Below are 12,080 nucleotides of genomic sequence, written 5' to 3' on the forward strand. Positions count from 1 at the left end.
CGTGATGCACCGAGTTCGCCTCTCATTCCTAAATCCTAGTTTCCGGACAGCCTCTTATCTTCATCTCGTTAATAACTTCGATAAGCTCGTCGATCTTTGCTATCCCTGCATTGCATAAAGTGATTGTAGCATCCACATGACCCAACTTCCCACACAGAGCAATAGTGTAAATATCAGTGCCGTCTTTGATGATTTTTAAAGTTACATCAGCATAAGCACAATCTACGGCCATAAAAACAGCTACATCGTATTTATTGTGCCCGATAACCAGGTCTCCGTGATATGGGTTTATTTCTACAGCGGTTCTCATTTGAGGATAGTCAGGTCGGACATCCATTATGGGAAGTATTTCAGCGCCTATTGCTGCTGCCAGATCTCTTAGCACCCGGGCCTTCTCCGGTGCTCCTTCTTCCCAGGTCCAAAGAATAATTCTGCCAGGGGTAAAAATAACCGGCTTTTTAGCATTCAGGCAAATTTCAGCAATTTTTTTCAAAGCTTCTTTTTCCTGGACCATTTGCCCTTCCATCAGAGCTTTACCTTTTTCCGGGTGTGGCATTGTCGATACCGGATCGGGAGACAATAACTGTTGATAAGCATTATCGTCTTTGTAGGTAATCATTTAAATGCCTCCTGTTCAGAAAATTTTTTGTAGCAGGTCAAAGAACTGACATTTCCCGGCGTCCCTCCAGGCCAGGACGTTCTCATCCCTGGCCAAACTTACGCTACAATATACATCAAGAAGTTTTGCCATGCCAGGCCCCCCTCCATGTGCCTTGGAATGCTGAAAGTCTCTGCCTTTCTATTCTCTGCCAGCCAGAGTAAGAAGGGCTCCCCTGGCCTGATAGGAGGAGCGCACGAATGGCTCTGAGGCCACAAATCTTATTCCCAGATCCTGGGCCCAGCGCCCGATTTTCTTAAATTCCCAGGGTTCATAGAAGCAAACCACGGGAAGATGATGAGGAGAGGGACGCAGGTACTGCCCAATAGTGACTATGTCACAGCCCACGTCCACGATGTCCTGCAGAAGCCCTCTCACCTCATCCTGCCTCTCTCCCAGCCCCAGCATGAAGCCAGTCTTGGTATAAATGCCATGTCCCCATTGCTTCACCATTTTCAGAAGTCGGAGAGATCTCTGGTAGTCGGCCTGGGGCCTTACCAGGGGATAAAGCCTTTCCACCGTCTCCATATTATGGTTAAAAACCTCCGGTCTGGCTTCAATAACCGATCTGAGAGCCTCCTCCTCTCCCCCGAAGTCAGGAGTAAGCACCTCCACAGTCGGTGAATCCGGCAGCGCCTTAAGAGCCCTGATGGTAGCCACAAAATGGGATGCTCCGCCATCTTCCAGGTCATCCCGGCTCACCGAGGTAACCACCACATGCCTCAGGCCTAACTTACCAGCAGCCCGGGCTACATTTTCGGGCTCCCTCTCATCCACCGGTGCCGGCCTTCCTCCTCTTACGGCACAAAAGCGACAGTTCCTGCTGCATATGTCTCCCAGGATCATGAAGGTGGCTGTCCTCTGAGAGAAGCATTCTCCCAGATTTGGGCACATCGCCTCCTCGCACACCGTGTGGAGAGCTCCCTCTGCCAGGATAGTTTTCACCCCATGGACTTCCCTCAGAATGGGCATTCTCTTTTTTAGCCAGGGGGGGAAGATGCTGAGCATTATCCCTCTTCACTGCCTCAGTCACACAAGAGTACCCCCGAAATATTTCTTTCCTTCGGCTTAACGACTCAAGAAAGTCGATCGTCGAGGAAGGTGTTTGTTGTTTAGGAACTCGATTCTCTGTCTCTAGCGAGATTAACCAAAATCAATCTACCTTTGGCTCCGCTCAAGTCGCTAGACCCACCGGGCCTAGGCCTCCGTGGGTACCCGGCTCCAATTTTGCAATTGCGAAAGGCAGATTTAATAGACTTGATCCATTCTTCTGGATAATCACTAAATACTATCATCCTATACTCTCAACGGCACCAAATGTTTCCTCAGGCCCAGTTCTGCTGGAGTCATCCCCAAAGCCAGGCCTATGAGCTGAGTAAAGTAAAGGATGGGCAGATCCAGATTCACCTGATATCTCTTCTCTACTTCCCTTTGCCGGGTGTCCAGATTGGCCTGGCACAGAGGACAGGCCACCGCTATGACATTAGCGCCCACATCTTTAGCATTTCGAAGGATGTCTCCACATAATTTGATCACCAGTTCCGGAGCACTCAGGGAAAAGCTCATGCCGCAACATTCAGTCTTATAGGACCAGTCCAGGGGTTCTGCGCCCAGCTCTCCGATTAATTCCTCCATAAAAGTAGGATACTCATACTGTTCCTCCCCGGTTATGCGGGGAGGACGAGTAAGAAGGCATCCATAGTAGGCCACCACCCGGAGATAGGTCAGGGGTTCCTTAACCCTCTCTTTTATGCTTCGGAGAAGCTCTTCCCCAGTCAGGAAATTAAGAAGACTCCTTATCTCCAAAGCCTGATCATATTTCTCTCGAAATATCTCCTCCATCTCTTCTTCATGAGCGGGATACAGATAAGCAGCGGCTTTAAACCGGGAATAGCAGGCAGCACAGGGCAGCACCAGAGTATCAGGACCCAGCTTTTGATAGGCAAGCAGGTTCTTAAGAGGCAGGGCTACGGCCATAAGATGGGAGGCAGCATGGGCTGCTGAGGCTCCGCAGCAGGTCCAGTCCGAAATCTCCACCAGCTCTATGCCCAGACTGGCACAGACTTTCCTGGCCGAGATATTGTACTCCTCGGCTGTGGAGTTCAGGGTACAGCCGGGATAGTAGCCTACCTTCATACCTTCCTCCCCTCTATCTCCCTGATTCGGCGAAACATGGATCTTACCTCTCTCATATGGCCAACCCGCTGGGGAGCAAAGGGGATCTTACCCTTCAAGATCATTCTCAACCCTAACCCCAGATCCTGAAATATTTTTCTGGTCATCATTTTTAGCTTTATAATCATACCCAGCTCAAAGATGCGTCCGTGCGATCTCACGCTATCCAGAAAGATCTGATTGAACCCGGCAATAGTGGCTGCCTGTTGATCCCTGATCTCCATTTTGGCAGCCCTCATGCGCAGAAAGTCCATGACTGAAGTGATATCTATCCCCTGGGGACAGCGAGTAGCACAGGTCCAACAACTGGTACACAGCCAGATGGTTTTGCTTTTGAGAGCAAGATCGTCCTTCCCCAGTTGTAGGGCTCGCATGATCTGATTTATGCTCAGATCCATAGCGTATACGGTAGGGCAGCCAGAGGTGCATTTGATACATTGGTAGCATTTATATATGTTTTCTCCAATATCTTTTTTGATTTCTTGAGCTAACAATCTCTCTCCTCTGCCTTTCTCAATCTATCTGGGGCCGGGGCAATAGTCCAGCTCTTTCCGCGATCTCCGGAACGGCGCTCTCCCACTCGATGGCCATGATGTGAATGCCGGCCACACCCTCGATAGCCCGGACCTGCTCGATGATATCCAGACAGAGCTTGATGCCCTCCGCTTTGGGATCGCTGGCTGCCTGCAGACGCTCCACGATCTCACCGGGGACGTCCATGCCAGCCACCTTATTTTTCATATATCTGGCAGCACCAGCCGATTTAATAGGACCAACTCCGGCCAGGATGTAGGTCTTCTCGTGGAGACCCATTTCTCTGACCATCTTCATCCACCTGGCGAACTTTTCCACATTATAGATCAACTGAGTCTGGATAAATTCAGCCCCAGCCGTGACTTTCTTGGCCAATCTGATAACTTGAAATTCAAAGGGATCAGCAAAGGGGTTGGCCGCGGCTCCGATGAAGAAGCGGGGCTCCACGCTCATCTCCTCCCCACACTGAAACTTCTTTTCGTCCCGCATCCTCCTGACCATGTCGATCAACTGAATAGCATCCAGGTCGAAAACACCTCGGGCCTGGGGGTGATTTCCACAACTTTGATGGTCACCGGTCAGGCAGAGAAGATTCTTTATACCCAGAGCTGCCGCTCCCAGCAGATCGCTCTGAATGGCGATGCGGTTCCGGTCCCGGCAGGTCATCTGCACCACTGGCTCCAGACCTTTGCGAGCAACGATCACTCCTGTAGCGATACTGGAGGTACGCACGATGGCGGTCTGGTTATCAGTAATGTTGACGGCATCGGCAAAGCCTTTCAGAATCTCGGCCTTCTTCTCCACCACCTCTGGGTCACAGCTCTTGGGAGGGCCGAGTTCTGCAGTGACCGCAAAATGACCCGAGCTCAGAACCTTCTCTAGATTGCTCCCCGATTTCATACTCCTGCGCTCTCCTTGATTACTCTTCTTGGACCACCGCTCCAACTGGTAGACCAGTCTTTAGACAACATGATTTCGACCAGAGCATCAAGTTGCCCCAGCCTGGAAAGACGATCATAAATTAGTTGCCACCCACAGTCTATCTCGGGATCTACCTCGCACTTTCCACCCTGAGATCCTCCGCATGGGCCGTTCAGCATGCTCTTGGAGCACCGAGCGACGGGGCAGATGCCTCCAGTAAGATGCAGAATGCAGTGCCCACAGCCTTCGCAGTTCTCTTTCCATACCCCGGGCTCTACAGGACGACCCATGAACTTGGTGTTAAGGGCTGGGTAAGCCAGCTTATCAGGAAATCTCTCCGCCAGAGTCTGAACGCCCACCCCGCAGGCCATGGAAAGGATCAAATCTGCTTTTTCCACTTTGTCCCGCATGGCGTCTACATACTCATTTTCGCACTGGCGAACATTCACTATCTCCTCGATCTCTCCCTCCAGACCGTCCATCTTCCTCTGCATCCTCAGCTCTGAAGCCAGGACGGCCACCTCTTTCTCGCCACTAGCCAGACACACAGCCACGCAGCTATCGCACCCGGCGATCAGGATATTTTTCGCCTTTGAAGTGAGCTCTTTAATTTCTTCGAAGGGCTTGCGGTCGGCGATTATCACTTTATTGCTCCTTCCTTTGACTTCCTTTGATTAAGAGGACTGGGTCCCAGAGCCCTGATTCTCTCAGTCATCTCCCTGGCTATCTCGGCAAACCTCTGGCCCTCTGCGGAAGAGAGATTATACATTTCCAGCCGCTCTCCACCAATTCCTACCTCATCCAAAAGGCTTTTGACATACTGAACTCTTTTTTTGGCCCTCAGATTTCCAGTCAGAAAGTGACAGGTTCCCTCCAGGCAACCAGCCACATAGACTCCATCAGCCTCCGCCTCAAAAGCTTTCAGCAAATACAGTTCATCGACCTTGCCCGAACAGGGAAGCAGGACTATTTTTACATTGGGAGGATATTGGATGCGGGATGACCCGGCCAGGTCTGCCGCAGCGTAGGCACAATAACGGCAGCAGAAGGCCACAATTTGGGGCTCAAAGTCCTCCGTTATCTGGTTCATACCACTCCTGCCAATAACGATTCCACCTTGGGGATAATCTGTTCATCCAGATAATGTCTCAGAGAGATGGCCCTGACTGGACACTCCGCCGTACAGATCCCACATCCCTGGCAGGCCGCCGGATCTATCTGGGCCACCCCTTCCACATTTATTATTGGAACGTAATAGGGGCACACCCGCACACAGGTAAGACAGGCCACACATTTTTCTGAGTCCACCTCAGCGATAGCCCCGCCCACTTCCAGGAACTTCTTGGAAAGAATGGTGGCAGCCCGGCCTGCTGCGGCTTGAGCCTGGGCGATGGACTCATGGATATATTTGGGATAATGGGACAGTCCGCAGAGAAATATTCCCTCAAAGGCCACATCCACCGGTCTTAGTTTGACATGAGCTTCCAGGAAGAAGCCGTCCTGGGTAATGGGAGCCTTAAGCAGCCGGGAGAGCTCCTCGTACCCCTCCGAGGGAACCACACCTGTAGAAAGAACCAGAAGGTCGGGGTGCAATTCCAGCATCTCGTCCAAAATGGGCTCATAAAACCGGACGGTGAGGGAATCCCAATATTGCTCGCTGGCACTTGTTTCTCCTCTACCCTGCATTGTGGCTGCTGTGCTGTGGCCGGTGGGCTCGGGTTGCCCCACACTGAAGGCCATATCCTGGGTATGGGGTGCTGCCTGCTTTTCTGTCTCCCTTTGATGCTCATTGGACCCACTTTTCGGGCCAAAGCGACCTCCAGCCACTATTACTTCCGGCAAATGCTCATCGTCATACCTGACAAAAATGACACCCTTTTCCCGAGCCTCGGTGTAGTACTTTTCCATAAAGCCATAAGTTCTGATATCCTTGTACAGCACAAAGATTCTGGCCTCTGGGTTTATTTCTTTTAGCCTCAGAGCATTCTTGACCGCCTCCCCGCAGCAGATTCGGCTGCAGTAGGGCCGCACCTTGGTTCGAGATCCCACACACTGGATCATAACTACATCTTTGATCCCCTGCAGAACACTGCCATTGGAGGCAATTTTCTCCTCCAGCTCCAGTTGAGTGAGGATCCTGACGTCCCGGCTATATCCATAGTCAGGGCCCAGGTACTCCTGGCCGCCAGTGGCCACGATAATAGCACCATGTTCCACCTCTATCTCTTCCCCTGCCCCATCATCCGTCCTCCTGGACAGAATGGATCGGAAGTTGCCCACAAAGCCAGAGAATTTCTTCAATTCGGTATGGAGATAGAGATGGATGCGGGGATGTTCTTCCACTTTCCTGGCCAGGGAGGTCACCAGCTCTCCGGGATCCTGATTTTCGAAGACGTAGTGAAGCCGGTTGGCTATGCCTCCCAACCGTCCTTCTCTTTCTACCAGATAGACCTCAAATCCCTGATCAGCCAGGGCCAGCGATGCGGTCATGCCAGAGATTCCCCCTCCCACTACCAGGGCATCATGGTTAAGAGGCATGGGAAATTTAGTAAGGGGCTCCAGATGGGCTGCTCTGGCCACGGACATTCTCACCAGTTCTTTGGCCTTCTCGGTGGCCTTCTCCGGCTCCCTGGCGTGAACCCAGGAGCATTGATTACGAATGTTGGCCATCTCAAAAAGATAAGGATTGAGACCGGCTTCCTGCATGGTCTCCTGGAAGAGGGGAGCGTGGGTAAGCGGTGTGCAGGCCGAGACCACAATCCGGTTCAGATTATGTTCCTTGATCTTCTCTCGCATCTCGAGTACGGTATCCTGAGCACAGGTAAAGAGGTCAGTCTCTACATAAGCTACACCAGGAAGGCTCCGGGCATACTCGGCCACTTGATTGACATCTACCACCCCGGCAATATTACTGCCACAATGGCAGACGAAGACCCCGATTCTGGGCTCCTCGGCAGACACATCTTTTTCAGGAGGGTAGGTCTTCTCCAGTACCAGGCTTCCCCTGGCCTCAGCCAAAAGGCCAGCAGCCAGAGCAGCACATCCGCTGGCCTGAATGACAGATTCAGGAATGTCTTTGGGCTCGGTAAAGACTCCACAGACATAGACCCCTGGTTTATCGGAGAGCAAGGGCTGGAAAGGGTCGCTCTGGTAGAATCCGTACTCATTGAGCTGAAGATCCAGTTTTTGGCTGAGGGAAAGAGAGGAGCTACCGGGTCCGAGACCTACGGAAAGGATAGCCAGATCATACTCCTCTGTCCTGAGACCCTCCCTCCCTTCCTGGTATTTGATAAGAAGGTTTTTGCTCTGAGGTATCTCTTTTATGGCCGACGGCCGGCAGCGTATGTACCTTATACCATACTCCTCAACTGCCCGGTTGTAGTAATCATCATAGCCCTTCCCAAAGGCCCGCATATCCATGATATAGATATCTACATCCACATCGGGATCATGTTCTTTGGCCAGGATGGCTTCTTTGGTAGCGTACATACAACACACCGAGGAGCAATATCCGTGATCCTGATCTCGGGAACCCACGCATTGGAGAAAGGCAATCCTTTTGGGCTTCTGGCTGTCAGAGGGCCTTTGCACATGACCTCCGGTAGGGCCAGCAGCGCTGAGCAGCCTTTCGAACTGAAGACTGGTGACCACGTTGGGATAACGCCCGAAACCAAACTCCGGACTATGGTGAGCATCGTATACTTCGTATCCCGGAGCCAGGATAATGGCACCGACCTTTCTCTCTATAATTTGATCCTGATCATCGAAGTCAATGGCTCCGAGCTGGCAGACCTTCTCACAGACCCGGCACTTACCTTTGAGGAAGAAATGGCAGAACTCTCGCTTGATGGTAACCTTTTTAGGCACGGCCTGAGGGAAAGGAAGACTTATGGCCTTAGTTCTTCCCAGGCCCTGGTTAAATTCATCGTCAATCTTAGCCGGGCATTTGCTCACACACTCCTCACATCCGGTGCATTTGCTCCAATCTACATAGGTAGCTTTTTGCCTGATCTTGACATCAAAGTTACCCCCATAGCCCTTGATTTCCTCCACTTCGGAGTAGACCAGGAGCTCGATGTTTTTGTTTTCGGCCACATCCACCATTCTGGGAGTCAGGATGCAAGTGGCACAGTCATTGGTAGGAAAGGTCTTATCCAATTGCGTCATCTTTCCCCCAATAAAGGGGGATTTTTCGGCCAGATAGACCTTAAAGCCGGAATCAGCCAGATCCAAAGAGGCCTGCATCCCGGCTATGCCTCCACCTACCACCAACACAGCTCCGGTTTTTTCACTGCTTTCCTTCAACTCGGTGCCTTTCATCTCACTAAAGTTTCTGACTGTCCCATAACCACTGAAATTCATAGCTCTTGTCTGGAGAACAAAAATCTTTCCCCTCCTTCGGACCTCTCAGGGGATTCAAAGCGAGAGGGCCACTTCTACGTCTAGCTCTGATTATAGCGGAGGGGTCGGCCTGTAGACGAGAGGGGGTGGTAGAGACAAATTTGGCGGAACTGCAAAAACCACATTTTTGATCAATTCGTCACCTAATTCCTCATGATGCAAACTTCACCCACGAACGATCACAATATTGAATATTTTTACGTAATTTGGCTTCGGAAAAAGGTGCCAAACAGTCGCTTCTTGACCTTTTGCGGGAACGCTAATTTTTCTTCATTCTACTTTTTATGGGGCCACAAATCCCTGAGACCTCTGGGCAGGCTTAACCTCTTTTGTCCTGCCCATTATCAGACCTTACAAATTCCAGCTCTGAAGTTTTGCCCGCCCCACGAGAACATTCCCGGATTATAGGCCTCTCTCACCTCGGGTTTCTTACCTGGCCAACTACCTGAGAGTTTGTAAGAAACATGATGAGGATATATTTTCACTTCAGGCTTCTCTTCGCTGCCAACAAGGTGTTCTTCAAAAGCATGGCTATGGTCAGCGGCCCCACTCCACCTGGCACCGGTGTAAGGTAGCCAGCTACCGGCCCTACGCTGTACTCATCCACATCTCCCACCAGGGTAGAGCCCCTGGTCTCCAGATTCTTGGCCCGTTTGGGATCCTTTTTCAGCTCCTCCCAGGCCTTGTCCGCGGTAACCCTGTTGGTACCTACATCGATGACTACCGCTCCTGGCTTAACCCAGTCGCCCTTAACCATGGCCGGACGGCCGATAGCCACCACCAGGATATCTGCCCGCCTGGCTACGCCGGGTAGATCTACCGTTCGGGAGTGACAAACGGTCACGGTGGCGTTGTGGTGAAGGAGAAGGAGAGCCATAGGCTTTCCCACTATGTCACTCCGCCCGATGACCACAGCCTCCTTGCCCTCGATCTGGATATTCATCCGTTTTAGAATCTCGATGATTCCCGAGGGGGTAGCCGGAACAAAACCCTCCTGTTTGAGACACAGCTTCCCCACGTTCACCGGGTGAAACCCGTCCACATCTTTGGCGGGATCCACAGCGGGAAGAACTTGATTCTCGTCGATCTGTTTGGGGAGAGGGAGCTGTACCAGGATCCCATGGATATCCTCCCTCTGATTAAGGAGCTCAATATCCCGGAGAACTTCCTCAGCAGTGGCCTCTTCCGGCTTGAGAATGGTCTCGGAATAGATTCCCGCCTGGCCACAGGCTTTGACTTTGCTGTTAACATAGACCTGGGAAGCGGGATTCTCACCCACCAGAATGACGGCCAAACCAGGGGTGATGCCCCTTTCCTTTTTCAGCTCTCCTGCTTCTTTTCTTACTTCAGCCCTTATCTCTTCCGCTATCCTGGTCCCATCGATTATTACAGCCACGCTGAACTCCTCTCCTTTTATACAGGATTCCTATAAAAACCTTCCCCCTCGACCAGTGAAGGAGGGGGAAGGATCAGGCTATTAAGCCTCCCCGGCCCAAAGCAGAGATTCTGGCTTCTGTACCAGCCTCACCTGATTCTCATCTGTAAATAAGATAGCCCTCAAGCCTCTAGAATAACCCTACCACGTTGCCCTTCTCGTCTATATCTACCTTGGTTCCTGCGGGTACGGTGGGCAGCCCGGGCATGGTCCTCATCTCTCCTAGAAGAGGGTACAGGAATCCAGCGCCTACTGAAGCGCGCACGTCCCGAATGGGGACCCGAAATCCTGTGGGTCTGTTCATGAGCCTGGGATCATGGGACAGAGAGAGGTGGGTCTTGGCCATGCAGAGGGGCAGCCTGTCATAGCCCAGTCTGGTATACAACTGGATCTTCTCCTCCGCCAGAGGCAGGTAGTCAACTCCCTCAGCTCCATATACCTTGGTGGCGATAATCTCTATTTTCTCCTTAATAGAAGCCTCCAGGGGATAGAGGAAGCGGAACTGGCTGGGCTTTTCTGCAGCCTTCACCACAGCTTTGGCCAGATCTACTCCTCCCTCTCCACCTTTGGCCCAGACCTGGCTGACTACAGCATCCTCAGCTCCAGCAGCAATAGCCCTTTTTCTGATTGTCTCGATCTCCGCATCGGTATCAGAATCGAAATGGTTGATAGCCACCACTACCGGGACTCCGTGCAGAAGAACGTTCTCGATGTGCTTCTCCAGGTTCTCACAGCCCTTCTCCACCGCTTCCACGTTCTCCCGTTCTATAGTTTCTTTATCGGGAGCATGTCCCGGTGGAAACTTGAATCCACCTCCATGCATCTTGAGAGCCCTGACTGTGGCTACGATCACCACTGCATCAGGCTTCAGCCCACTGTAACGACATTTAATATTGAAGAATTTTTCAGCTCCACAGTCTGCTCCGAATCCACTCTCCGTAACCGTATACTCACCCATCTTGACGGCCATCTGATCAGCCAGGATGGAGTTGTTGCCGTGGGCGATATTGGCAAAAGGACCGGTATGTACGAAACAGGGGGTATGTTCAATAGTTTGCAGAAGGTTAGGCTTGATGGCATCTTTCAGCAGAACGGTCATAGATCCAGCACATTTCAGATCTTCCGCAGTGACCGCCCCACCATTATAGTTAGTCCCGATGATAATGCGGGCCAGCCGCTGCCTGAGATCAAAGAGTCCAGTGGTAAGAGCCAGAATAGCCATTACCTCAGAAGCCACAGTGATGTCATAGCCGGTCTCCCGAGGCAGCCCGTTCTCTTTCCCCCCCAGCCCTGTGACAATATGCCGAAGAGCCCGGTCGCTAACGTCCACAACCCTCCGCCAGGTGATGCTCAGAGGGTCAATACCCAGAGCATTGTCCTTCATAATATGAGTGTCAATAAAGGCAGCCAGAAGGTTGTGAGCCAGGCCCACAGCGTGGACATCACCAGTAAGGTGAAGGTTGAAATCCTCCATGGGCAAAACCTGGGAGTATCCACCTCCCGCGGCGCCACCTTTAATGCCAAAAACAGGTCCTAAAGAAGGCTGGCGGATACAGGTAACCGCTTTCTTGCCAATGCAGTTAAGAGCCATGGACAGGCCAATAGTGGTGACCGTTTTCCCCTCTCCCAGGGGAGTAGGGGTTATAGCCGTGACGTCGATATACTTACCGTTGGGCCGGTCTTTAAGCTTTTCCAGAACTTCCAGAAGCACTTTGGCCTTGTACTTGCCATAGAGCTCCAGGTCGTCCTCATCCAGACCTATAGACCTGGCCACCTCTACGATCGGCTTCATCTGTGTCTCTCGAGCGATCTCTATGTCCGGTTTCATTTGTAACTCATCTCCTCCTTCTTGCTCTTTTTTTCACTTTCTACACCGTCTTAATTCCTGGACAAATTTCCACTAAGCGTATGTAACAAAATAAAGTTTACTTTTGAACCTGTTCTGTTGATTTCATT

The 12,080-nt window shown here is 51.6% G+C and carries 10 protein-coding genes; all 10 read right to left on the minus strand.

The window, feature by feature from the left end:
* Window positions 1–28 precede the first annotated feature (28 nt).
* The gene (locus HW443_RS06475) at window positions 29–619 is read right to left on the minus strand and encodes a carbon monoxide dehydrogenase beta subunit family protein (protein ID WP_176231204.1); all 591 of its coding nucleotides are present in this window, start codon (window positions 617–619) and stop codon (window positions 29–31) included.
* Between the two features lie 180 nt (window positions 620–799).
* Entirely contained in the window at window positions 800–1,666 is an 867-nt protein-coding gene (lipA, locus tag HW443_RS06480; RefSeq protein WP_176231205.1) for a lipoyl synthase, read from the minus strand.
* Between the two features lie 288 nt (window positions 1,667–1,954).
* Window positions 1,955–2,794 (minus strand): CoB--CoM heterodisulfide reductase iron-sulfur subunit B family protein, encoded by an 840-nt coding sequence (locus tag HW443_RS06485; protein ID WP_176231206.1) that lies wholly within the window; start codon window positions 2,792–2,794, stop codon window positions 1,955–1,957.
* A complete protein-coding gene (locus HW443_RS06490; RefSeq protein WP_176231207.1) occupies window positions 2,791–3,327 on the minus strand; it encodes a 4Fe-4S dicluster domain-containing protein in 537 nt (178 codons plus the stop codon). The genes HW443_RS06485 and HW443_RS06490 overlap by 4 nt, the downstream gene beginning before the upstream one ends.
* Before the next feature lie 19 nt (window positions 3,328–3,346).
* On the minus strand, window positions 3,347–4,267 hold the full coding sequence (locus tag HW443_RS06495) for a methylenetetrahydrofolate reductase (RefSeq protein WP_176231208.1): 921 nt from the start codon (window positions 4,265–4,267) through the stop codon (window positions 3,347–3,349).
* Window positions 4,264–4,932: a methylenetetrahydrofolate reductase C-terminal domain-containing protein gene (locus HW443_RS06500; protein WP_176231209.1), complete on the minus strand. Its 669-nt coding sequence runs from the start codon at window positions 4,930–4,932 to the stop codon at window positions 4,264–4,266. Before HW443_RS06500 ends, HW443_RS06495 begins: the two co-directional genes overlap by 4 nt.
* Window positions 4,929–5,378, minus strand: coding sequence for a hydrogenase iron-sulfur subunit (locus tag HW443_RS06505; RefSeq protein WP_176231210.1), 450 nt, complete (start codon window positions 5,376–5,378; stop codon window positions 4,929–4,931). Before HW443_RS06505 ends, HW443_RS06500 begins: the two co-directional genes overlap by 4 nt.
* Window positions 5,375–8,650: a CoB--CoM heterodisulfide reductase iron-sulfur subunit A family protein gene (locus HW443_RS06510; protein ID WP_176231211.1), complete on the minus strand. Its 3,276-nt coding sequence runs from the start codon at window positions 8,648–8,650 to the stop codon at window positions 5,375–5,377. The genes HW443_RS06505 and HW443_RS06510 overlap by 4 nt, the downstream gene beginning before the upstream one ends.
* A 520-nt stretch (window positions 8,651–9,170) precedes the next feature.
* Window positions 9,171–10,085 carry a bifunctional methylenetetrahydrofolate dehydrogenase/methenyltetrahydrofolate cyclohydrolase FolD gene (gene folD / locus HW443_RS06515; protein ID WP_176231212.1) on the minus strand — a complete coding sequence of 305 codons (915 nt, stop codon included), beginning with the start codon at window positions 10,083–10,085 and terminating at the stop codon, window positions 9,171–9,173.
* Window positions 10,086–10,254: 169 nt separating this feature from the next.
* Window positions 10,255–11,952 carry a formate--tetrahydrofolate ligase gene (locus tag HW443_RS06520; protein ID WP_176231213.1) on the minus strand — a complete coding sequence of 566 codons (1,698 nt, stop codon included), beginning with the start codon at window positions 11,950–11,952 and terminating at the stop codon, window positions 10,255–10,257.
* Window positions 11,953–12,080: the final 128 nt, after the last annotated feature.

Origin of the sequence: Candidatus Hakubella thermalkaliphila (assembly GCF_013281975.1) — a bacterium.
GTDB classification, from domain to species: Bacteria; Actinomycetota; Humimicrobiia; order Hakubellales; family Hakubellaceae; genus Hakubella; species Hakubella thermalkaliphila.